General features: G+C 39.2%; 31 protein-coding genes and 1 other annotated feature. All 31 genes read left to right on the forward strand.

Going from position 1 to position 23,214, the window contains the following annotated elements; genetic code table 11:
- Nucleotides 1-32 precede the first annotated feature (32 nt).
- Complete coding sequence (locus KSU66_RS15145; RefSeq protein WP_269052308.1) at nucleotides 33-464, forward strand: type II secretion system protein; 432 nt, start codon at nucleotides 33-35, stop codon at nucleotides 462-464.
- A gap of 142 nt (nucleotides 465-606) precedes the next feature.
- Nucleotides 607-1,590, forward strand: a complete 984-nt coding sequence (pilM, locus tag KSU66_RS15150; protein ID WP_269052309.1) for a type IV pilus biogenesis protein PilM — start codon at nucleotides 607-609, stop codon at nucleotides 1,588-1,590.
- Nucleotides 1,580-2,182: a hypothetical protein gene (locus KSU66_RS15155; RefSeq protein ID WP_269052310.1), complete on the forward strand. Its 603-nt coding sequence runs from the start codon at nucleotides 1,580-1,582 to the stop codon at nucleotides 2,180-2,182. Before pilM ends, KSU66_RS15155 begins: the two co-directional genes overlap by 11 nt.
- Nucleotides 2,179-2,925, forward strand: coding sequence for a hypothetical protein (locus tag KSU66_RS15160; RefSeq protein ID WP_269052311.1), 747 nt, complete (start codon nucleotides 2,179-2,181; stop codon nucleotides 2,923-2,925). Before KSU66_RS15155 ends, KSU66_RS15160 begins: the two co-directional genes overlap by 4 nt.
- Entirely contained in the window at nucleotides 2,926-3,678 is a 753-nt protein-coding gene (locus KSU66_RS15165; RefSeq protein WP_269052312.1) for a prepilin peptidase, read from the forward strand.
- A 210-nt stretch (nucleotides 3,679-3,888) separates the two neighbouring features.
- The gene (locus tag KSU66_RS15170) at nucleotides 3,889-4,533 is read left to right on the forward strand and encodes a hypothetical protein (RefSeq protein WP_269052313.1); all 645 of its coding nucleotides are present in this window, start codon (nucleotides 3,889-3,891) and stop codon (nucleotides 4,531-4,533) included.
- A 202-nt stretch (nucleotides 4,534-4,735) separates the two neighbouring features.
- Entirely contained in the window at nucleotides 4,736-5,434 is a 699-nt protein-coding gene (radC, locus tag KSU66_RS15175; RefSeq protein WP_269052314.1) for a RadC family protein, read from the forward strand.
- Between the two features lie 91 nt (nucleotides 5,435-5,525).
- Nucleotides 5,526-6,545, forward strand: coding sequence for a rod shape-determining protein (locus tag KSU66_RS15180; protein WP_269052315.1), 1,020 nt, complete (start codon nucleotides 5,526-5,528; stop codon nucleotides 6,543-6,545).
- Between the two features lie 88 nt (nucleotides 6,546-6,633).
- Complete coding sequence (gene mreC / locus KSU66_RS15185) at nucleotides 6,634-7,533, forward strand: rod shape-determining protein MreC (RefSeq protein WP_269052316.1); 900 nt, start codon at nucleotides 6,634-6,636, stop codon at nucleotides 7,531-7,533.
- On the forward strand, nucleotides 7,530-8,054 hold the full coding sequence (gene mreD / locus KSU66_RS15190; RefSeq protein WP_269052317.1) for a rod shape-determining protein MreD: 525 nt from the start codon (nucleotides 7,530-7,532) through the stop codon (nucleotides 8,052-8,054). The genes mreC and mreD overlap by 4 nt, the downstream gene beginning before the upstream one ends.
- A gap of 27 nt (nucleotides 8,055-8,081) precedes the next feature.
- A complete protein-coding gene (gene minC, locus KSU66_RS15195) occupies nucleotides 8,082-8,756 on the forward strand; it encodes a septum site-determining protein MinC (RefSeq protein WP_269052318.1) in 675 nt (224 codons plus the stop codon).
- A complete protein-coding gene (gene minD / locus KSU66_RS15200; protein WP_269052319.1) occupies nucleotides 8,756-9,553 on the forward strand; it encodes a septum site-determining protein MinD in 798 nt (265 codons plus the stop codon). The genes minC and minD overlap by 1 nt, the downstream gene beginning before the upstream one ends.
- Nucleotides 9,554-9,796: 243 nt before the next feature.
- Complete coding sequence (locus KSU66_RS15205) at nucleotides 9,797-10,339, forward strand: hypothetical protein (RefSeq protein ID WP_269052320.1); 543 nt, start codon at nucleotides 9,797-9,799, stop codon at nucleotides 10,337-10,339.
- Nucleotides 10,340-10,413: 74 nt separating this feature from the next.
- Nucleotides 10,414-10,950, forward strand: a complete 537-nt coding sequence (locus KSU66_RS15210) for a metalloprotease (RefSeq protein WP_269052321.1) — start codon at nucleotides 10,414-10,416, stop codon at nucleotides 10,948-10,950.
- Between the two features lie 40 nt (nucleotides 10,951-10,990).
- Nucleotides 10,991-11,066 (forward strand) — a sequence feature (ribosomal protein L21 leader region).
- A 14-nt stretch (nucleotides 11,067-11,080) separates the two neighbouring features.
- Nucleotides 11,081-11,389 (forward strand): 50S ribosomal protein L21, encoded by a 309-nt coding sequence (gene rplU / locus KSU66_RS15215; RefSeq protein WP_269052322.1) that lies wholly within the window; start codon nucleotides 11,081-11,083, stop codon nucleotides 11,387-11,389.
- A 5-nt stretch (nucleotides 11,390-11,394) separates the two neighbouring features.
- Nucleotides 11,395-11,724, forward strand: a complete 330-nt coding sequence (locus tag KSU66_RS15220) for a ribosomal-processing cysteine protease Prp (protein WP_269052323.1) — start codon at nucleotides 11,395-11,397, stop codon at nucleotides 11,722-11,724.
- 13 nt (nucleotides 11,725-11,737) lie between these two features.
- A complete protein-coding gene (gene rpmA / locus KSU66_RS15225) occupies nucleotides 11,738-12,034 on the forward strand; it encodes a 50S ribosomal protein L27 (RefSeq protein WP_269052324.1) in 297 nt (98 codons plus the stop codon).
- Between the two features lie 271 nt (nucleotides 12,035-12,305).
- Nucleotides 12,306-12,824 (forward strand): Spo0B domain-containing protein, encoded by a 519-nt coding sequence (locus KSU66_RS15230; RefSeq protein WP_269052325.1) that lies wholly within the window; start codon nucleotides 12,306-12,308, stop codon nucleotides 12,822-12,824.
- Between the two features lie 11 nt (nucleotides 12,825-12,835).
- Entirely contained in the window at nucleotides 12,836-14,122 is a 1,287-nt protein-coding gene (gene obgE / locus KSU66_RS15235; RefSeq protein WP_269052326.1) for a GTPase ObgE, read from the forward strand.
- Nucleotides 14,123-14,149: 27 nt separating this feature from the next.
- Nucleotides 14,150-14,605 (forward strand): ACT domain-containing protein, encoded by a 456-nt coding sequence (locus tag KSU66_RS15240; protein WP_329958831.1) that lies wholly within the window; start codon nucleotides 14,150-14,152, stop codon nucleotides 14,603-14,605.
- Between the two features lie 16 nt (nucleotides 14,606-14,621).
- Nucleotides 14,622-15,509: a prephenate dehydratase gene (gene pheA / locus KSU66_RS15245; protein ID WP_269052353.1), complete on the forward strand. Its 888-nt coding sequence runs from the start codon at nucleotides 14,622-14,624 to the stop codon at nucleotides 15,507-15,509.
- A 137-nt stretch (nucleotides 15,510-15,646) separates the two neighbouring features.
- The gene (locus tag KSU66_RS15250; RefSeq protein ID WP_269052327.1) at nucleotides 15,647-16,741 is read left to right on the forward strand and encodes a LysM peptidoglycan-binding domain-containing protein; all 1,095 of its coding nucleotides are present in this window, start codon (nucleotides 15,647-15,649) and stop codon (nucleotides 16,739-16,741) included.
- A gap of 7 nt (nucleotides 16,742-16,748) precedes the next feature.
- Complete coding sequence (locus KSU66_RS15255) at nucleotides 16,749-17,618, forward strand: aminoglycoside phosphotransferase family protein (protein WP_269052328.1); 870 nt, start codon at nucleotides 16,749-16,751, stop codon at nucleotides 17,616-17,618.
- 12 nt (nucleotides 17,619-17,630) lie between these two features.
- Nucleotides 17,631-18,353, forward strand: coding sequence for a YebC/PmpR family DNA-binding transcriptional regulator (locus tag KSU66_RS15260; protein WP_269052329.1), 723 nt, complete (start codon nucleotides 17,631-17,633; stop codon nucleotides 18,351-18,353).
- Nucleotides 18,354-18,522: 169 nt separating this feature from the next.
- Complete coding sequence (locus tag KSU66_RS15265; protein WP_269052330.1) at nucleotides 18,523-19,440, forward strand: tyrosine-type recombinase/integrase; 918 nt, start codon at nucleotides 18,523-18,525, stop codon at nucleotides 19,438-19,440.
- 216 nt (nucleotides 19,441-19,656) lie between these two features.
- Nucleotides 19,657-19,815: a hypothetical protein gene (locus KSU66_RS15270; protein WP_269052331.1), complete on the forward strand. Its 159-nt coding sequence runs from the start codon at nucleotides 19,657-19,659 to the stop codon at nucleotides 19,813-19,815.
- 556 nt (nucleotides 19,816-20,371) lie between these two features.
- Nucleotides 20,372-21,163 (forward strand): hypothetical protein, encoded by a 792-nt coding sequence (locus KSU66_RS15275; protein WP_269052332.1) that lies wholly within the window; start codon nucleotides 20,372-20,374, stop codon nucleotides 21,161-21,163.
- 14 nt (nucleotides 21,164-21,177) lie between these two features.
- Nucleotides 21,178-21,324: a hypothetical protein gene (locus tag KSU66_RS15280; protein WP_269052333.1), complete on the forward strand. Its 147-nt coding sequence runs from the start codon at nucleotides 21,178-21,180 to the stop codon at nucleotides 21,322-21,324.
- Between the two features lie 208 nt (nucleotides 21,325-21,532).
- Complete coding sequence (locus tag KSU66_RS15285) at nucleotides 21,533-22,093, forward strand: HNH endonuclease (protein WP_269052334.1); 561 nt, start codon at nucleotides 21,533-21,535, stop codon at nucleotides 22,091-22,093.
- 169 nt (nucleotides 22,094-22,262) lie between these two features.
- Nucleotides 22,263-22,436, forward strand: a complete 174-nt coding sequence (locus tag KSU66_RS15290; protein ID WP_269052335.1) for a hypothetical protein — start codon at nucleotides 22,263-22,265, stop codon at nucleotides 22,434-22,436.
- Nucleotides 22,437-22,442: 6 nt separating this feature from the next.
- Entirely contained in the window at nucleotides 22,443-23,021 is a 579-nt protein-coding gene (locus tag KSU66_RS15295) for a type II toxin-antitoxin system PemK/MazF family toxin (protein WP_269052336.1), read from the forward strand.
- The last annotated feature ends 193 nt before the right edge of the window (nucleotides 23,022-23,214 follow it).

Raw genomic sequence — 23,214 nt, forward strand, 5'->3', positions numbered from 1 at the left:
GCAACAACAATAAAACTATTGGGGGAATACACATGTTTAAAAAATTCAAGAAACAAATTAACAACGAAAAAGGATTAACGCTTATTGAACTACTTGCAGTTATAGTTATTTTAGCGATTGTTGCTGCGATTGCAGTGCCTGCGATTGGGAATGTTATTAATAATTCAAGAGATAAGGCCATTCTTGCTGAGGCATCAAATATTTTAGCAGGGGCAAAAATTGCACAAGTTGACAATAAGTGTACTACAATTGCTGATGGATCAGCTACATGTAATAAAGCGGAATTAACAAATTATGTTGAAGGTATTGAACTTGGTGCAGGTGACGGGGCGGAAAAAGCAATTGATGGAGCGTGGACAATTACTTTCGCAAAGTTAGCGGAAATAAAGCAGACTAAGTTTAATTCCACCATTTCTAGTAATGTCGTTACAGAAAATGATTTGAATACATTACTTGGGAATTAACTCTGAATATATTTGATATTACAATGCTACAGCAGCTCTCCGCTGCTGTAGTCTTTCTTTTCATTTATCATCCAAGCAAACGATCCTTCGTTTCCCTGGATGACAAACGAACTACTCGTCTTTTATTAAGGGGGCCAATGGAATGTTTCGCAGAAAGAAAAATCGTGTTGTTTCACTTGAAATGAATGATTATTATATCCGTGGACTTATTTACAGCGAAGATGATCTAGCGACAGGAATTGTTCATGAATATCCGTTAGAACGAGGTATTGTCGTGGATGAGATTGTGGTAGATGAAATAGCTTTTTTTGATGCACTTAAAGTAGTTGCGAAAGAATGGGGTATCTCAAAGCATGATCTCCGCTTTTTTGTTCCAGATTACGGCGCGATGATGCGGGCTTTTGAACATCCGAAGGAACTTAGTTCAGCAGAATTAAAAGGGTATGTTGAAATGGAACTAGGGCGCACAATTCACTTGCCGTTTGAAAATCCATTGCTTGATGTATATGACCATGAAGAGGGAGACGGGGAAGCGGTTATCTATGCTTCATCCTCTGAAGAAGTGACAAAGCTCATCCAACTTTACCAAGATGTGAATTTGCAACCTACAGTGTTGGATGTACGGACATTATCAAATATCCGTTTTCTTAATCGCATTTCTTATTTTTCACCAAATGATACATACCTTATTGCTGACTGGTCTATAAATGCCGTATCCATTAGCATTTACTCGAATGGGAATGTTGACTTTCTCAGGTATCATCCAGCTGAAACACCTTCTCGAAATTGGACATACACGCCTGATTCATTGGCTAATTACAAGTTTACATATGACGGGAATATGGAAGATTATCATTTACCGTTAAGCGAACAGATCTTTGAAATCGATCGCATTTTGAATTTCTACCGATTTTCACTTCACAAAGGTGAAAAATCTGTTGATCAAATCATTATGTTAGGTGATAATCCGGAAATGGATTATATTGCCGACCAAATGCGTTCCTCCATTGACACACCGGTGAAAGTTATTGATGATGCGTTTATGAGGAAGTATTATACGCAGTTTAAAGCGAAGCATTCAGCACTAATTGGTCTGTCACTAAAGGAGGGTTCTAATGTCCCCTGAAATAAATCTACTCCCGCAAATAGATAGAGTATCTACAGGTAAACGGTGGTTATCTATTATTCTAGCGGCTACTTTTGCACTAATACTTATTTATTTAATCTTTCAATACTTTTCACTTTCGAAAAATGTTAATAACTTAATAGCTGAAGAACAATTATTACTTACTGAAAAGGCAGAGTTAGAGGCGTCGCTAATTACGTTAGAAGAACCTCAAGTAGTGGATTTAGGGACTTCTGTTGAATTTGTTGAGAGTGTTTCTTATCCAGTATCGCCGCTATTAATTGAAATTAATAAATACGTGAACGAACATACCTATTTACGAGATTATCTGTTTTCTGAAAACACGATTCAGTTTGAAGTAGATTTTGAGACGATTGGTGAGGTTGTCACGTATGTTGGTGATCTAGCAGGAAGTCCATATCTAGAAGATGTGAAAGTCGAGGAAATTTCGACGTTCAATCCAGCACCTTCAACTTCAGTGGAAGAAGAGGAAAAAAAGACGGATTCATTCGACGAGGTTGAACGTTTCACCAATATATTTACGGTCACGATCGACTCTGATTACTTACGTACGGGTGGTGAAGTGCAATGAAGCAAAATGAAAACAAATCTTTAGTTGCACTCCTAGGAATTATTGCGTTCTTATTACTTGGGGTTGTTTACTACTACGTAATAATGCCAAAGAGCGAGGCGGAAACACAGAAAACTAATTCGATTAACCAGTTAATCGCTCAAAATAGCGCCCTAGAAAATCAAGTTGCTGTTTTAAGCGTCGTTTCCACGGACGATGCAAATGACTTTGGGCTTCGAAAGAAATTGCCGATGAATCGTGATTTAGATAAATTATTGCACTCGATTCATGAAGTCGAATTGATGAGCGAATCTAAAATCATAGAGATAGTATTTAATAACTATGATGAAGAAGTGTCAGGATCGGCTATTGTTTTGCCAACTGAAGAAGAAAAAGAAGCAGCAGAACTAGAAACAGAAACTACTGTATCCGAGGAAACTAATACCGAGAAAGAAGCAGAAAGTGAAGCGGACGCGGAAGAAGACTCTGAAGTTGACGAAGCTAAGCCGGTCACACCTATTAACATTGAATTATTACCAGACGAGCTTAAATTAATTACACTTAGTGTCGAGCTATCTGTCTTGGATTACGATCATTTATTGACGTTTTTGCAAGAGGTAGAAGATCTTGAACGTGTCGTGCGGATAGATGCCGTCGAATTCAAACAACCTGGTGAATTCGAATTGGCACAAGAAAATCCCGATGAGCGTATACCGGTGATTGTTCAATTAACAACATTCTATTCAGAAGAAGCAGGTAGCTAAATGGAATTTATAATTGGTGGATTTTTCTTCGTTTATGGCATTGTCTTCGGTTCGTTTTTTAATGTGGTTGGATTGCGTGTTCCGAAAAAAGAATCAATTGTATCACCGCCATCACATTGCACAACATGCGACCGGAATCTCGGGGTACTTGACCTCGTTCCGGTTTTTTCCTACATCTTTTTGAAGGGGAAGTGTCGGGGGTGCGGGTCTGAAATTAGTCCTATCTATCCGTTTATGGAGTTTGTGACGGGCGGATTGTTTGTCCTATCTTATGTAATGCTGGGTATAGGACCTGAGCTTATTATTGCAATCTTGTTTATGTCACTTCTTGTCATTATAAGTGTGTCAGACATTGCCTATATGCTGATTCCCGACAAGGTGCTTCTGCCGTTCGCTATCGTGTTCTTTGGTCTAAGGATACTAATACCGCTCACCCCTTGGTGGGATAGCCTGCTAGGCGCAGTAATCGGTTTTGGTGTGCTATATCTCATAGCGGTCGTGTCGAAAGGCGGAATGGGCGGTGGAGACATTAAACTGTTCTTCGTCCTCGGGCTCGTGTTAGGGACAGCGAACACATTATTGACACTGTTTCTAGCTTCATTAATTGGGTCGATTGTAGGGGTTATTATTTTAAAGAAAGCTGGGAAAGGTCGAAAGACGCCAATCCCATTTGGCCCGTCAATATCACTAGCTGCGGTCATCAGTTATTTTTGGGGCGCTGACCTTGTCGAGTGGTATCTGACTATGTTTTAATAAGTCGATAAATTTTCAAGGGGCTGGTGACAAGCCTCTTGTTTTTTTTTGCCTCTGTTCTGCTACGGTTAATACAGTGAAACTTCATTCAGAAAATAGTTACTGAGTGATAGTTGAACCAATCGGGCTTTTACGGGAAAAAGAGACCAACAGACTATTCTTCTGGTGGACCTATAAACTGTAAAGGCGGGATAAACGGGGTGGACAGAGATGAAATTTGGCAAACGATATACTAAAAAAACGGTATTTATGGCGATGGTACAAGGAGTTATTATTGGGGTAGCGGCAATTGCAATCATCGGCTTTATAATTCTTAGTTCGAACGGAATGAAAGTTGGGGAGACGAAGCCACCAGAAGTTCCGACTGCAGGACCGTCAGCGAATGATGCGGAAGCAACTGAGCAACAAGAAATTGGTGACGGGCTTAAGCTTTACGCAAGACAACACGGAGCCTTTTCAAGTTCTGCTTCCGCTGCAACTTTTATGGGGGAGGATCCGTCCCTTACAACAGCTGCTATTATTCAAGTGGCGGAGCAATACTATATTTGGTCAGCGGTTGGCTTGACGGAAGCGGAGATTACGGATAGTGATAGCGAGGACACGTTTCGAAAAGAATTTAACGTAACACCGGTCGCTTGTGATGTAGTTGGTGCTGATAAGTTGAATACGGTGCTGTCAATCGATGATATAGCCAAAATAAAATCTTTGGAAAGCGAAAAAGGTGATAAAAAAGCTGAAGGATTGAGTAAAGACCTTGCAGCAATCACGTCGTTTACGAATGATTTACGCGTCATTCGATTGCACCTTTTATCTCATTATTCAACGAAGCAGGTATGCGTAAAAATTTCAATTTGAAACGGATTTATTAGCCAAAAGGTCGTTATCCTCTTTTATGTACAATTTTCACATTCCCCCTGTTCCCTTACACTGTAGAAAAGGGGGAGTTAAAGTGAAAAGTAAGGTTATAAGACTGGATAAAATGGGTACGGAAATTCGATGGGGCAGCAATCAAAAAGAACCAATGGGTAGCCAACAGTTGAAGGGGGTGCTGTGAAGCATGCCACTTGACCTTCAACCTAAGATGATGATTCGGGATGTCCATTTAGCGGACAGACCGCGTGAACGGCTTGTTAGACAAGGCGCAGCGAGTTTGTCGAACCAGGAACTGATTGCCATCTTGCTTGGTACGGGCACTAGAAACGAATCTGTGCTCGTGCTGGCCAACCGGGTTCTCTCTTCATTTGATAAAATACAGGACCTTAAAGATGCGACAATCGAAGAATATATGTCAGTTAAAGGCGTTGGACAAGCAAAAGCAGCTTTGCTTCTTGCGGCTGTGGAACTTGGCAAGCGTCTTTACAGGAAGCATACGGAAGAACGTTTTACGATCCGCTCGCCTGAAGATGCTGCGTCTTATTTAATGACGGATATGACTTCGCTTAATCAAGAACACTTTGTTGTCTTATTTATGAATGTTAAAAATGAGGTCCTTCATAAGCAAACGATTTTTATAGGTTCCTTAAATTCTGCGATCGTACATCCACGTGAAATATTTAGGGAAGCTGTGAAACGGTCGGCAGCCTCCATTATTTGTGCGCATAATCATCCGTCGGGTAGCCCGTCACCATCGCCTGAAGACATCGAAGTAACCAAGCGATTAGTTGATGCAGGGGCGTTAATGGGCATTGAAGTGCTTGATCATGTCATCATCGGAGACCATCAGTTTATAAGCTTAAAAGAAAAAGGGTACATGTGAGACTACCACTTTCTTCGCCAATCCGTTATAATATGGTGTATGGTACGATGAATGCCGTAATTAAACGGTTCAGAAGAAAGGAAGAACACATTTGTTTGGATTTGGTTCAAGAGACGTAGGAATAGATTTGGGTACAGCAAATACATTAGTTTTTATTAAAGGAAAAGGTATCGTTTTACGCGAGCCTTCTGTTGTCGCTAAAAACACACATACAGGTGAAATCGTTGCAGTTGGTAGTACAGCTAGAAACATGATAGGCCGTACACCGGGTTCAATTATTGCAACTCGCCCTATGAAAGATGGCGTTATAGCCGATTATGAAATTACTACTGCAATGATTGAACATTACTTAAGGGAAGCAATGAAAGCATCAGGCGTTTCTTGGAAAAAGCCTAATGTAATGGTTTGTGTACCTTATGGCATCACGTCTGTTGAAGAACGTGCTGTAATTGATGCTTCACGTCAAGCAGGTGCTAAAGATGCCTTCACGATTGAAGAGCCATTTGCAGCAGCGATTGGTGCAGGTCTTCCAGTTTGGGAACCTACAGGTAGCATGGTTGTTGACATCGGTGGGGGAACAACTGAAGTAGCGGTTATTTCACTAGGCGGAATTGTAACAAGCGAGTCGATTCGTGTCGGAGGAGATACAATGGACATCGCAATTACGGGTTATATTAGAAAAACTTATAACTTAACAATTGGTGAGCGTACAGCCGAAGCTATTAAAATGGAAATTGGTTCTGCTAGCATGCTAGGCGAAGAAACAGAGAAAATGGAAATTCGTGGGCGCGACTTGCTTACAGGATTACCAAAAACACTTGAAATTACTTCAAATGAAGTAGCGGAAGCGTTAAGTGAATCAATTTCTCGTATCATTGAAGGTGTTAAGAAAACTTTAGAAACGACACCTCCAGAACTGTCATCAGACGTTATGGAACGTGGTATCGTTCTTACAGGCGGCGGAGCTTTACTTAAGAATCTTGATAAAGTAATTTCTGAAGAAACAAATATGCCCGTCTTTATTGCAGAAGATCCACTAGATTCAGTAGCAATTGGGACAGGTAAAGCACTTGATAATTTCGACGTAATTAAAAAAATGCAAGCCAAGTAACGAGAATTCGAGTAATTGATCCCCACCTGTTTATTAAAGTGGGGATCTTACTAATCATTAACACGTGAGATTAAGGAGGACACGAGCAATGCCGCGATTTTTTTCAAATAAACGATTGATATTATTGCTTGTGGGGGTAATTGTCCTTGTGGCTTTAATTTCATTCTCTCTGCGTGACCGGCAAAACGCGTCCTTACCGGAACAAATTGTAAAAGATGTCGTCGGCTTCGGTCAATCAATATTTTCGAAGCCAACGCATTACATAACAGGTGTCATCGGAGATATTGACGGCGTATTAAATACATATTCGGAAAACAAAAAGTTGAAAGCACGTCTGAGCGAATACGCATCAATTCAGGCGAAACTTAGTGACGTAGGCGCTGAAAATGACGAGCTACGTGCAATTATTGATAAAGAAGAAAACTTGCGTGACTATGAGTCTATTCATGCAACTGTCATTGCTCGAAACCCTGATCAATGGGAAGAAAAAATTATTATTGATAAAGGGCAATCCCATGGGGTTGAAAAGAATATGGCGGTTGTCTCTGCGGGTGGCCAATTGGTCGGAAAAATTATCAATGCCACGCCACTGACATCTACTGTAGAATTATTGACAACGGACAATCGAGATTTCCGTGTTTCAGCGGTTATCCCTGGTAAGGAAGCTACTTTTGGTCTTATCGAAGGTTTTGATAAGTCGCGGGGCGAGCTCATTATGAAACGGATTGACTCTAGTTTTGAAGTAGAGGAAGGCGGACTAGTAATTTCATCTGGCCTTGGCGGTATATTCCCAAAAGGTCTCTTAGTTGGAGAAATTACGGAAGTGTCAACGGATGACTATGGGCTGACTAAATTGGCTTATATCCGTCCAGCGGCTAAATTCTCAATGCTAGATCATGTGATCGTCGCGAAACGTACATCCCAAACTGATGTAAACGGCACAGATGGCGGCGGAACTAAGGGTACGAAGGGGGAAGATGGATCATGATTAGGTCTATCATCCCTCTTATTGCCATTTTATTATTCTTTTTGGAACCCGTATTCAGCATGTTTTCTCCGATTTCATTAGGTGAAGAGTTTTATACACTTGTCCCTCGGTTCGTCATTGCCTACCTCATATTCATAGCTGTTTATTACAGTCAGAAGGATGCGATTATTTACGGATTCGTGTTTGGGCTCTTGTATGATATCTTTTACATTGATATTATTGGATTATATGCATTTCTTTACCCATTGATTTGTTTTATTGCTGCTTATATTATTCACCGTGTGAATAAAAACATTGTGACTGTAATGCTATTAATCTTATTCCTTATTGCACTTTTAGAAGTACTTTCTTATACTTTCGCAAGTTTTATTGCAATTACAACGATAGGTCCTCAGCAATTCTTAACAAGCAGGCTCGTTCCAACAATGATTTCGAATTCTTTATTTGTAATTATGATTGGGTTGTTATTTAAAAAACTTATAGACAATAGGGTTTTGCTCAAACGGGGCGAGATTTTGTAATAGAGGGAAAAAAGCGAGGTGACGCAAATGACGAAACAACAATATGTGGCGATCAAAGGAACAAAGAATGGACTTGTTCTTCGACTCGACGACAAATGTGCTTATTCCGACTTACTTGCCGAACTTCGCAATAAAGTAGCCGAGGATGGGCTGGAAGGTATTGCGGAAGTTCGAATTGATACGGGCAATCGTTACTGCGATGAAGACGAACTAAAAGAAATAATGAATGTCATTCACGACTCTCCGAATCTACGGGTGTCGAGAATTCAAAGTGATGTCATCTCAGTAGAAGAGTGTAATAAGAGAATCCTAGAAAAACAATCTGAGACATATATCGGTATTGTACGTTCAGGACAAGTTGTGAAAGCTGATGGCGATCTGGTTGTTATTGGCGATGTAAATCCAAACGGTCGCATCGTTGCGGGCGGAAGTATCTATGTACTGGGACGTTTGAAGGGCATTGCTCACGCAGGCTCAAATGGAAATGCCCAATCGGTCATTGCTGCTTCATGGCTTGAGGCAACGCATCTTATGATTGCAGATAAAATCCAGTTAATGTCAGATGAATTAACGGTATTGTCAGAGCAGCCAGAAATGGAATGCGCTTATTTACATCCGAATGGTTTTATTGCGATTGACCGGTTACAGGAGCTTCGGATCCTACGACCAGAATTATCAACATTTAAAGGGGGCGTCCAGTAATGGGAGAAGCTATCGTAATTACATCGGGTAAGGGCGGAGTCGGTAAAACGACGACGACTGCTAACCTTGGAACTGCATTGGCGCTTCAAGGTAAAAAAGTTTGTCTCGTTGACACCGATATTGGCTTACGAAATCTTGATGTTATTCTTGGACTTGAAAATCGAATCATTTATGATTTGGTTGATGTCATCGAAGGACGATGTAAAGTGCACCAGGCACTTGTAAAGGATAAACGATTTGAAGAAGGCCTCTTTTTATTACCGGCAGCACAAACGACTGATAAAAATGCAATTAATGCAGAGCAGATGAAAACATTAATCACTGAGTTAAAACGTGATTATGACTATGTACTAATAGATTGTCCAGCTGGAATAGAGCAAGGCTTTAAAAACGCAATAGCCGGAGCAGATCGTGCAATTGTTGTTACGACTCCAGAAATCTCTGCGGTTCGTGACGCTGATCGGATTATTGGGTTACTCGAGCAGGAAGATATAGACGCACCAAAACTAATTATTAACCGTATTAAACGTCACTTGATGTCTACCGGTGATGCGCTTGACGTAAACGATATTACAACGCATTTATCTATTGATTTATTAGGTATTGTCTTGGATGACGAAAATGTAATCAGTTCATCAAATCAAGGCGAACCAGTCGTTATGGATCCTAGTAATCCTGCTGCGATGGGCTACCGTAACATTGCCCGTCGTATCCTCGGAGAATCAGTACCGCTCATGTCACTCGACAAAGTGAAAAAAGGATTCTTTGGTCGACTTAAATCTATTTTCACAAAATAAATACTAACTATCCTCAATGCATTAGTGCATTGGGGATTTTTTTCTTGTCGTACCTTTAACTTCTCCTCGCCCGATACTATTCACCTCCCACTAAACATATACTAAAGAAAATTCGAACATAATAGAGCTGTCACAACGGCCGCATGATTTAATTCGATTAGGCACTAGTTTATATATATAAAGAACATGGTTTATAGTAGAACCTATACTTTTAGCATAATAAAAAACGGGTGGAGTGAACAGATGAAATGGCGTATGAAGTGGGGTATTGCGTTTATACTTACAGTCGGAGTCATTGGCGTGGCTAAAATGGAAGGGTCGGGCGTTATCGATAAGCCCGTCACGCAGTATGTCACAACAGGTGAAGACTTTTTGGCGATGAAAAAGTGGGTCTCCTCCATGATGGATGACCCCGATAACGATACAATACTTGTAAGCCACCAAGGAGGATTACTTCCAGCCTATGAAACAATGCAGCCGTATAAAGAAGGCGTCCTCGTATCTTATTCGAATTCGATCCCAATCACTGCACAGGACAACGGGCTAGTTGTTTTCACGGCCATTACGCGTAATACCGGGAAAACACTAACGGTACTTTATGATAACGGTGACGAGGTCACGTACGGCTTTTTGGGGATGTTGTCGAAGTTGCCCTATACATCTGTTAAAACAGGTGACACGCTGGCATTAATGGGCGAGGAAGCAATCTATATCGTAGTGAAGCAGGACGGTGTCAATTTAGATGCATCTTTATTACCGGAGTATTTATCAGGTTCGGTTGAATGAAGTTCCGTTTGCATCCGATATTGATACCGCTTTTTTTATTCTTGATTATAACTGGTAATATTTCAGTATATACATTGATTTTTGTATCACTACTTATTCATGAAGCGGGGCATCTCATTGCTGCAAAAGCAATGGGGATGAAAGTGAGGTCCTGTACAATTATGCCGTATGGCGGTGAACTCGTTATTCCAGGCAGGCATACGTCAGGCAGAAAACAACGTGTTTACTTGGCGCTAGGTGGACCGGCAGCCACGGTTGTCGTACTTTTGATAGCGCTTGCTATTACTTTCCCCGGCGATGAGGTAGTCATCCGCATCCAATTATTTTTACTTGCACTTAATCTGATTCCAATTTTACCTTTGGACGGGGGACAGGCGGTTACCGCAATTCTTGAAACAAAAGGTCATGAGTCGAGTACGAAAACGGCGATGCTTGTTCATTCGATGGCTGTGCTCATTGTGGCAGTAAGTGTGCTTATTTTCTTCCTTCCGTTAACTTTCCCTTATATCGTACTTGCACTATTTCTGTTAATCCAAAACATCATGGCATTTCGTTTTCGAAAATATGAAAGTGCCTTTATTAATTTGAAATTAAAAGAGTTGACGAAATGATTTGCACGTGGTAAAATTCTAATGTTATTGTTTGTAGCGCACCTAGCTACAACCGCGCTGAAAAGGTACAAGCATCCGTGTATGGATCACCTTTAAGGGCGAGTCTGAGTATTAAGAGGAGGTGCAAGATATGTACGCAATTATTGAAACTGGTGGAAAACAAATTAAAGTTGAACAAGGTCAAGAAGTTTTCATTGAAAAACTTGATATTGAAGTTAATGAAGAGATCACTTTTGACAAAGTACTATTCGTAGGTGGAGACGACGTGAAAGTAGGCGTTCCATTTGTTGAAGGTGCTACTGTAACAGCTAAAGTTCTTCAACAAGGCCGCGGCAAGAAAATTACGATTTCTAAATATAAGCCGAAAAATAATGACCGCAGAAAAATGGGTCATCGTCAGCCTTTTACAAAAGTAGTTATTAATGGAATTAACGCATAATCCATATGATTACAGTGAAGATAACAAAAGAGCAATCGGGTCGCATTCATTCATTTGAAATGGCAGGCCATGCTAATTTCGCGGAGCACGGAAAAGACCTTGTTTGTGCAGCTGCATCTGCAGTATCATTTGGTGCTGTTAATGCAATTATTGCCCTTACAGGCGAGACCCCTGAAATCCAGCAAGGATCTGACGGTGGCTACTTGAAAGTCACATTTCTTAACATTCCCGAAACCAATTACGATATACAGTTAATTGTACAAGCTATGATTGTCTCTTTACAGACGATTGAACAGGACTATGGGCAACATATAAAACTCATCTTCAATAGGTAGGAGGTGGCACACAATGCTACGTTTAGATCTCCAGTTTTTCGCATCGAAAAAAGGAGCAGGTTCAACTCGAAACGGTCGTGACTCAGCGTCACAACGTCTTGGCGCAAAACGCGCTGACGGACAATTCGTTACAGGTGGATCTATCCTTTATCGCCAACGCGGAACTGTAATTCACCCAGGTGAAAACGTCGGTCTTGGTAAAGACGATACTTTGTTCTCGAAAATTGATGGCGTCGTACGCTTTGAGCGTTTCGGCCGCAAGAAAACAAAAGTAAGCGTTTATGCTGAAGCAGAAGTTCAACAAGCATAATTAATGACAGAAAGGACTGCATATTATGTGCAGTCCTTTTTGATTTTACAAATAATGAATATTATAAAGTTAAGAAAAGACCAAATGAGCAGTGACTGCTATGCGTAATAATGCTTGGGGGCGCGCATAAAATATAGCGAAAGCGCATAGATGTTTTTACTGACAGATAAAAGTCTGAACGTTGGCATACGGCAGACGTTGAGTTATCTATATCGTATAATGGGTAATAAATGCTATACTATAGTAACTGTTGGAGTTATGGGGTGTAGGAATGAAAAAAGTGGATATGACAGTCCCTAAAGCATTGAAATTTGCACGGCACGACTTTTTAAATGACCTTCAAATTGTGTTAATGCAAATTGATCTAGGGAATGTTTCAAAAGCGAAAACGGCAATTTTGAAAACAACAGAAAAACTGAGGCAAGACTCGATGTTGGAATCGCTCGGTCTCCCTGAGACAGAAAAGTGGATCCAGACATTTGAATGGATGTTTACTTCATTCCATAAAACGCTTGTGTGTGGAATAAAAACCGGCGTTCGTGAAGTTGATGACCATGTGCTTGTTGCATACTTGGAAGACATTTTTCAAGATATTGAAAAAGTACTTGACCCAATGTCCGAATATGAAGCGTGTTTCGACATCAAGGCTGATGAAAACGATTGGTTAATTACGATAACAGTCACTGGTGCGTTACCTGAAAAGAAAACTGGAACAATATTAAAAGAAAAATTCATTGTGGAAGAAACAAGTTCACATAATTTATGGACGTTCACAATTCGTGGACAATAGGAGGAAACTAGATGTTTGTAGATCACGTAAAGATTTATGTAAAAGGTGGAGACGGCGGGGACGGGATGGTTGCGTTCCGTCGTGAGAAGTATATTCCGTTTGGTGGGCCAGCAGGTGGAGATGGTGGTACAGGTGCCGACGTTATATTTGAAGTTGATGAAGGCCTTCGTACACTAATTGATTTCCGCTATCAGCGTCATTATAAAGCAGACCGCGGAGAACATGGTATGGGTAAAAATATGCACGGAAAAAATGCGGATGACATGATTGTTAAAGTACCACCTGGAACTGTCGTTACAGAGGGTGAGGATGGCCCTGTCATCGCCGATCTCGTCGAGCACGGACAAAGAGCTATCATTACTCGCGGAGGACGTGGTGGGAAAGGGAACAGCCGATTCGCCACTTCTAAAAACCCAGCACCTGAACTATCAGAAATGGGTGAACCAGGAGTAGAGAAAGACATTGTACTTGAATTGAAAGTACTTGCAGACGCTGGTCTTGTTGGATTCCCGAACGTAGGAAAATCAACACTTCTATCTGTCATTTCTGCGGCGAAACCAAAAATTGCAGATTATCACTTTACAACGCTTGTTCCTAATCTAGGCATCGTTGAAACTGATGATCATCGAAGCTTTGCAATTGCTGACTTGCCTGGACTTATTGAAGGTGCACATGAAGGTATCGGACTAGGACATCAGTTCCTTCGTCATATCGAGCGAACGCGTGTTATTGTTCATGTGATTGACATGTCAGGGCTTGAAGGTCGAGATCCGTTCGAAGATTATGAAACGATTAACGAAGAATTACAACAATACAACATGCGTTTAATGGAACGTCCACAACTAATTGTCGCGAATAAAATGGACATGCCTGATTCAGAAGAAAATCTTCGTTTATTCAAAGAAAAAATGACTGACGATGTAGAGATTTTCCCAATATCGGCAATTACGCGTAAAGGTCTAGATAAATTGGTATTTAAAATCGCCGATTTAGTTGATACGACACCTGAATTCCCGTTAAATGATCTTGAAGAAGAAAGTGAAAATGCGGTTCTTTATAAATACGAATCGGAAGCAAGTGATTTTAAAATTACTCGTGACGATGACGCAGCTTTCGTATTATCTGGTTATGCAATTGAGCGTCTGTTCAAGATGACAGACTTTAACTTTGACCAATCAATCCGTAAATTTGCACGACAAATGCGCGGTATGGGCATTGACGATGCGCTTCGCGAACGCGGCGCGAAAGATGGAGATATCGTTCGTATCCTTGGTTTCGAGTTCGAATTCCAAGATTAATAATTAGGTTTTTGCAGGGGGGATTTTATGAAACTGTTGGGCGATGGCCGATTTTATCTTGTGAGGGAAGATGTCCTTACAGAATCTATGCTTAAAACGATTGAAGTGAAGAAGTTGCTCGCAACAGGGGAAGCTTCAACTATTCAAAAAGCGGTAAAAAAAGTTGGCCTGTCGCGCAGCGCATTTTATAAATACCGGGACACTGTATTCCCATTTGAATCCATAGCACGCGAGCGAGTGTTAACGATCTTCATTCAACTTGAGGATCGTACAGGTTCGCTTGCAACACTTATGGAAATTGTTTCGAAAGCAAAATGTAATGTGTTAACAATTCATCAAACAATACCTGTTCAAGCGCGCGCAAGTATTACGCTATCGCTTGATGTTACGAAGATGGATATTAAAATGGATGCTTTCATCCAAAAATTAAAAGCACCAGATTTTGTCGAGACAGTTTCTATCATAAGTTCTGGTGCATTATAGAGAGGAATAGAATGTGTTGAATAACGATAAATTTACACCAATTATTGCTTATCTCGGACCGGAAGCTTCATTTACTCATGTTGCAGCAAATTATCTTTTTGGGGCGTCTGGCTTGTCTTCACAACCGACAATCCCGGATTGTATTGAGGCAGTGAGTTCTGGACGAGCAACGTATGCAATTGTGCCACTCGAAAATGCGCTTGAAGGTTCAGTTCCTTTAACAATCGATTATATGTTTAATGAAAGTGATTTGTTCATTAATGCGGAGCTTTCGATCCCCATTGAACAACATCTAATGGTAAATAAGGCACAAGCTGATAAATTGGATGAAATTGAATCAGTTCATTCACATCCGCATGCTCTTGCTCAGTGTCATAAATATTTGATGTACCAGTATCGGAGTATTCCGCTGATTCAAACGACCTCGACAGCAGCTGCTGCCAAGTATGTGTCAGAAAATCCGAACGAAAAAATTGCTGCAATTGGCAATCGACTGGCTGCTAAACGATATGGTTTGCAAATGGCTGAAGAAAATATTCATGATTTCCATTTTAATCATACAAGGTTCGTCGTTTTGTCACAGCGAAAGGGTCAATTAGATAACACCAACCATTCAAATGCGCCGAAAACAACGCTGATGGTGAAACTGCCGGAAGGTGATCGACCGGGTGTTCTTCATCAAGTATTATCTGTTTTTTCATGGCGTAAACTCAACTTAAGTAAAATCGAATCACGACCACTGAAAACCGGCCTTGGCAATTACTTTTTTATTATTGATGTGCTTGAATCAGAAGAGCATCCAATGATGAAAGGTGCGATAGAAGAGCTTACTGCACTCGATTGTTCCATTCGGTCCTTTGGTACATACTTTTCATTTGAACAAAAACCGTCACGTCCAAGTTAATGGATGTCGCGGTTTTTTTTGCATAAAATAACCCCCCTCGCATATAAATGGGAACAAGGAACCGTCTTATAAAATCAAGCGTAACACTGGCGGGAGTTCGCTCATACGATGAGTTGATGGAAGGGGGAATTTTTTTAGTGGAAGTTCATATTGTTCGAAAAGGGGATACCCTTTGGAAAATTTCTAGGCATTACGGAATCTCGTTTGATGAATTGAAGAGGGTGAACGCACATCTCGCGAACCCGGATTATGTTGTTCCTGGAATGAAAATATTTCTGCCAGAAAAATCTAAGAAAACAGGTAAAGAAAATGCGAAAACACCGGGCAAAGGGGTAGCGGCGGTAAAGAAAACGGAGAAAGAGCCAATTAAAGTTGCTCCGACTCCGGTAGAAAATGTGAAAGCGCCAGTACAGCAAAAACCTGTTCAAGAAAAGCCTAAAGCACCGGCACAGCAAAAACCTAAAGCACCTGAAGTGAGTAATGCACCTTCAATGCCAGTTCCACCAGTACAGCATGCTCCACAAGCTCCACAGATGCCGCCAATGCAACCAATGCAACCAATGCAACCAATGCAACCGACGCAACAACAAATGCCTTTCGTGGGTGTACCGTGCGGTTGGATGCCGATTTTTGATGCTGATTGTTTCCCGTTTGTGCAACCGGGGCATATGCAACATCCAATACCAATGTCTGCGCCGCAATTGCCGGTGGAACTAGAATCATCATCATCTATGGAAAAAAACGTAAGGCCGACGCCTAAGCCAATGCCGATGAGAATGCCTGCTGAAAATACGATGCCCGATGGGTGGAAACTTCTTGAGTCATCCGACCTGCGGTATGAAGAGGGGCGCGGAAATAAGAAGGCGCAAGCAATCCATTTTGAAGAATCATCATATTCTCAGGTAGAGGCAGAAAGTGTAACAGAGAAATTCACTGCGCCAATGTCGTCGGAGTTCCAAATGCCGATGGCGCAAGAAATGCCAATGCAGGGTGGTTGGCAATACGGACAGCAAGCAGCGTATCCGGCGTATCCTCAAGCGGGATGCGGTTACGGGCAAGCTCAACCGTATCAACAAATGCATCATTGCGGTGGTTGTGGTCAATACCATCCAATGCCGCCACAAATGCAACCTGTCAATCATTGTAACGCGTGCAACCAGCCCATCCAGGCAATGCCAGGCCAAATGATGCCATACCCAACCCAGCAACCCAATTGGCCAGGAAACTACTAAGAGGACTATGAAACCAGAAGGTAATATCGAACAAATTAATAGTAATGTCTGGAAGCTGGAGAAGGATGGTTGTTTCTTTTCGGTCAAGCAGTACGAATTCTCTTCGACTGCATTGAAAGTGAAAACGATACACGATACACTTCGGTGCTTGTCATTTCCACATATTGTACCTGTGTTACCAACTGATCATAACTTAACGCTTATGCAACCATGGCTTGAAGGTGCAAGATCAGTGAATTTCAAAAGAAGAGCGGATCGGACGGATTCGCTCGAGGCGCTAACTAGATTACATGAAACGAGTTCACTAATTAATTGGTCTGCTGAACCATATTTGCATACGTACCCGTTACTAGCCAAGTGGGAAAGTCGAATCGAAAGTTTTCGAGAGTTACGCGAATCTTGTGAAGTGCATATCGGGAAAGATAACGTTGATGACATTATCTTTTATGCGACAAATGCGATGCGGATATTGCGACAAACTTATACCGATCAACTAGACGATACGCTTCTTCACGGGGATGTCGTCCATCATAATATACTGCGTGACAATCTTGGAATCATTCGATTTATCGATTTCGACCTGACTTGTACTGGGCCTGCGGGTACTGAAATTGCATTATGGATACATCGTGTATTACCACAAATAGATTATGATATTGAATTTCTTATGAATGAACAGCCTTCTTTGCAAATGTTGGATAACTCGTCCAAATCGCTACTTCTATATCCGAATGAATTATTAAGGGAATGGATTTATTTCTTTACATTGTCAGAAGTAGCGCAAGAAAGGCAAGTTAAAATACTAATCCCCTTTACAAAGTCTGCACTCTCACATTGGCCGAAATTATGGTATAATGTAGAACGGATGAAAAAATAGGGGGTTACATTGATGGCTGGACATTCCAAATGGAATAATATAAAAAACCGTAAAGGCGCACAAGATGCGAAACGGGGGAAAATCTTTCAAAAGATGTCCCGAGAAATTTTTATGGCTGCAAAACAAGGTGCAGATCCAGATATGAACGCAACTTTGCGGTTAGCAATTGAGAAGGCGAAAAGCGCAAACGTTCCAAATGATGTTGTAAAGCGTGCTCTTGATAAAGCAACTGGAGCGGGAGCAGATGAGAACTATGAAGAAGTCATTTATGAAGGTTACGGACCAGGCGGCATCGCGGTTCTTGTTTACACATTAACTGAGAATAGAAATCGGACGGCACCAAACGTTCGTGTTGCATTCACTAAAAATGGTGGAAACTTGGGTGCAAGTGGTTCTGTAGCGTATATGTTTGATCGTAAAGGTCGTTTGTTCATCGAACGTACAGAAGATACGGATGAGGATATGATTATGCTAGCCGCTCTCGAGGCGGGTGCAGAAGATATCGAGTCAAGCGAAGACGGCTTCGAAATTGTAACAGAAGCAGCTGACTTTTTAGAGGTAAAAGAAGCACTCGAAAAAGACGGCATTGAATTTATTTCCGCCGAAATCGAAATGATTCCTTCAATGTACAACGATATCCCTGAAGGAAGCGAAGAAGATTTCGAGAAGATGATCGAAGCACTCGAAGATGATGACGACGTTCAGGACGTTTATCATAATGCGAGTGACAACTGAGATTAGTGGCTAAACACTGTATGTAGAGAGTATTCTACATGATTAATTATCGTTTATTAAGGTGAAATCATGGTCTATGATGACATCTATCAAGGAATTGAATAGGATTCATTATGATATCCGTCCAATGCTTAGAATTGACTACATTCTTAGCAGAGGGCGGATATTTATGTTATTGGAAGATGTATTACAAGAGTTTCTATTTCACCTTGAAACAAAGAATTACTCTGTGCGAACGACCAGAGGATACAGAAATAATATTAAAGCATTCATGAAATACATCACAATAGAATATGAGATTGAAGAATTGGATGAAGTAAAAAGTATTCACATAAAGGGTTACTTTCTCTATTTAAAATCAAAAGGTCGAAAAGAGACCTATATCAACAGTATATTTAAAGGGATTAGGTCATTCTTTAATTATTGTGTCGAAGAAGACTATATATTGACTAGGAAAAATCCCTGTTTAAATGTCAGATGGATGAAAGAAGCGAAAATAATAATTAAGACATTCAATGATGAAGAGGTTCAGAAAATGGTCAATTCATTCAAAATGACTGATTATTACGAAGCAAGAAACAAACTAATCATGATGGTTCTTGTTGATACAGGAATTAGAAACTTAGAACTATGTACACTAACGATGGAAAATATACTTGAGACGACAATGATAATTGAAGGCAAGGGCAATAAACAAAGATATTTATATTTAAGTCCAATGCTCAAGAAATACATGATTAAGTATGAAAGAATCAGAAATCATTACTTCAAAGACAGTCTCATGAGGTACAGTAATTACTTTTTATCTATCAGAGGAAAGCCATTGACGGTTGAAGCTATTCAAAGAGTCGTTAGGCTCGCGGGTGGCAATGCTAAAGTACGTGCAGACATTAGATGTAGTCCACATACCCTGAGGCACTACTTCGCTCAAAAACAACTCCAGGGGGGATTAGACGTGTATAGCTTGTCAAGATTATTAGGACATGAAGATATATCTATTACCAAAAGGTACCTTCAATCAATTGAGGACTCAAGAATTATAGACATTGCGGTAAAAACAAGTCCATTGATGAATTTGAAGTTTTAGTTTTGAAAATAAATTCATAAATCGTGATTATATTCCCATGTTAGCCAAAGACAGAAAAAGCTTCAAAATAATAACCCAATCTGCTGTAATATAAGTTTATGAGTTAAAAGTGAAAAGTGCAAAATGGCATACAAAATCAGTAGAATAACATGGATATATAAATTAGAGGGCGGCGGCATGCTGCTCTTTTTTTAATGTTTTATGAACGGTTGCCAAATGAACGATAGTAAAACGCCTAATAAAGCTATTTCCAAACAACTTAATAAATATTCGAAAAGATACGGCTTAGAAAACATCAATGCAGATGCAATACGAAGAGCGGATACTAAGAAGTTACTAGAGGTAGGGGCAAGCAGATTGAGGGAATACTCATAATGGAATTTTTGAAGTTGTTAAAATGTGGAATAATAATTTAATGTATAGAATCAAATCATTTACATAGATGGGTCCTTTTTTATTTCAACTATTATCAAGAGAAGATTGCATTAAGGTAATCGCCTATAAATAGAACCTTTGCAGTACAAGTTTACTTTGGCTAATAATTTATGATATTACGGAATTTGATGAAAAGGGAAATGAAGTAGCAGTTCACTTAAAGCAACTTTGACATTGAAGAACAGATATCGCTGCTTTTTCAAATTGTTATCAATTGGCTGCTGCAAATCTAAGGTGTGCTTTATTGGAACGAAAATGTTAAAAGCATTTTATAAAGATTGGTAATGAAAATCCAATGAATGAATTAAAAAATCCACCCAATAGATAAAAAGAAAATTATGATAAAGTGGTAGATTTTTATTCTTTATTTAAAAAATCCATTGATATGGCTATTATGTCATAGGAAGATAGTTAAAAATTGAATTTTCTTGTAATTAAAATAATATGGAAGGGTATTGTGGTATAATAAAATCGTCATACATAAGGGGGGATGATTTTGAATCCGTACGAAGGATTAAATGAATTTTTCAAAGAACATAATAAAAGAATTCGCCAGATAACAGAAGCATTAAATCCAATGGAACAATTACAATCGGCTATCAAAGCCAGTATAGTTTTACCGAGAATTGAACTACCTAAATTTGAATTACCACAGATTGAGTTTCCAAAGATAGAATTAACGAAAATTGAAATAAACTATGAAAAGATAGAAAGAATAGTGGAGCATAATTCATTAAATGGTTGGACAATTACAGGAGAAATGGATGTTAATTTTTATTTGAACGAAGAATTATTAGGATTAGAGTCAAATAAGATAGATAATTTATTCGTTGGTTATTATGAGTCTGATAATAGAAGAAATTATTTAATGGCGAAAACTGTTATTTTAAGTGGAATTGAAGACAGATGGGGAAATGCCTTAAACGATTGCTTTGAACTGTATGAAGCGGAAAAATATCGAGTTATTATACCTTTATTAATTACCATCATCGAAGGTGAAATATCTGATATAACAGAAAGTCATTTATTTGGCAGTAGATTATTGAAGGAATGGGAAGAAAAAATATTAAGTGAACAAGAAAAAATGTTGATTATTATTTCCCATTCACTTTATAAATACTTATCAGGTAAGATGTTTAAACCCAAGCCTTTTGCAGAAGAAAGAGGTTTACTAATAAATAGAAATTGGATTTTGCATGGTAGGGACAATCCTAATCTTTGGACTAAAGTTGATGTATTAAAGTTAATTAATGCACTTTCTACATTCCAATTTATAAAAAGTAAATGAGTGGAGATATAACAATGAATGAAAAGAAAGTTATTAATATCTCCATTACTTACGAGCAGAAAATATTAATGAGCATGGTGATGGGGATGTACCTTGTCTTGTTACTAAATAGTGGATACAATTTTCAGATGTTTCTTTTGATGGAAAAAACATTCCAGTGAATATTATTATACAAGTTGAAGGCAAGTCACCGAAAAAATAGCCGATATGATAGTAAATAAAGATGATTTAATTAGAGCGATAAATTCCGTTGACACTATTGGAGAGTTAATAATATTTGTATTAAGAAGGATTTTGACGGGGCTTGTCGAACACTAGATTAAGTACATAATGGACTGGTAGAATATTTGGTGAGGGGTGTTTTATAACATGGAGTCATCCACAAGTCCAGAGTATGAATATTTTACACTGAAGATTGAAGCAAAGCCGAATTTATTTAGTGGTAGTAGTGTGAGAAAGGCTATTAGTCCATATTTATGGGGTAAGAAGATTCGTCCACAAGTTTTAAAGGATTGTAATTATACATGTCAGATATGCGGCTTTCAACCAGGAAAAGATGAATATCGCAATGTACACGTACATGAAATTGAAGAATTTGATTTTGAGAATGTAGTAATTATTTTAAAAGGATTAGATTTAATTTGTCAAAAGTGCCATCAGTTTCATCATATTGTTCGGATGTATAAGGTAAACACAAAAGAACAGATTGATGATTTGATATTACACTTTCAACAAGTAAATGAATGTGACTATATTGACTATAGAGGTTACAAATTAGAAAGAGAAGTACATTCAATGATTAAGCACAAGGATAAACAGCAAAAACTTGAAGAAGGTCAAATAATGAGATATAAAATTGCTGGAGACATCCCTTTTAAAGATGAGGTTATTGCTAAATTAAGAGAGAATTATTTGTATTTCGAGGATTAATTTATTGCTATAACATCTGAGGAATTGGGTATTTTCTATTTTAGGCTTGATTTATTTCCGTAGATGTGCTTGATGTGGTATAATTAGAGTAATCAAAACCGATGCTCACACATAAACATGTACTCTAGAGGATGTGAACTGTGTGTGCGAAAATGAGGAGGAAAAGGATATGGCTACTACTGAGCTTGTAAAAGTTCCTTCAAAAAGAAAATTGGCAAAACCTAGAATCAAAAAAAGTAAATTTTCCAATATGACAGAAGAAATTTGGAAAGAAACAAATGAACAAAGCAAGGAAAGTCGGGGAATTTCTAATATTACTTATAAGGATTTGTTTAGGGGGTAAACAAGTTTGGCTGATTTTTTAGATAAGGAAAAGTGGAGTGAGATAAAAAGGGGTTTTGAGTTCGAAGCGGCAATGATTTTCCCTTCCGATACTAAAAGACCTCTTTCTTTTTTTAAGCCCGATTTAGATGACCCAAGTAAAGGAATTATTACCAGGGGTATCGGGGATTTTTCTGCTCAAAAAATTGATGGTATATTTAGAGCGAACACACAGAAAATTGTTGTGAGTATAAAACCTCGAAAAGTAGTCGTATTATCCAGCGATATAATTAATGAAGGTGAAAGTTTTGAATATATACTTGTTGCGCCAATAAATACAATCAAGGAACGCGAAAAAAGTAAAGCTTGGTATAGTCTATTAACCGCAGACAATCATCCCATCTTCACTTTTTTACCAAACAAAAGATTTCCGAGATACATTGATTTGACTCAAACTATTGGTATACATAAGTCCTTATTGTTAAAAAAGTATGGATATATTGGTGATGAAAGATTGGAAATGCTAGATAGTAATTTACTAGAATGCTTATCACTTGGAATAATTGAAGATGAAGATGTAAAAGCGCAAGAGCAAGAGAAGAAATAACAAAAAGAATGCTCAATTTAAAACATCCATATTAGTCGGGTGTTTTTTATTTTGGATAAATCATGAAGCTAAACGAAAAAAAAGTTAAATTCAAAGCGAGAAAATAAACTTTTTACAAAACGAGAAATATAAATTCAAATGTATACACCATTCATTACAGCTCCCATGATGATACCTATAGCAGTAAGTGGTG

The sequence above is a fragment of the Sporosarcina sp. G11-34 genome, assembly GCF_026931025.1.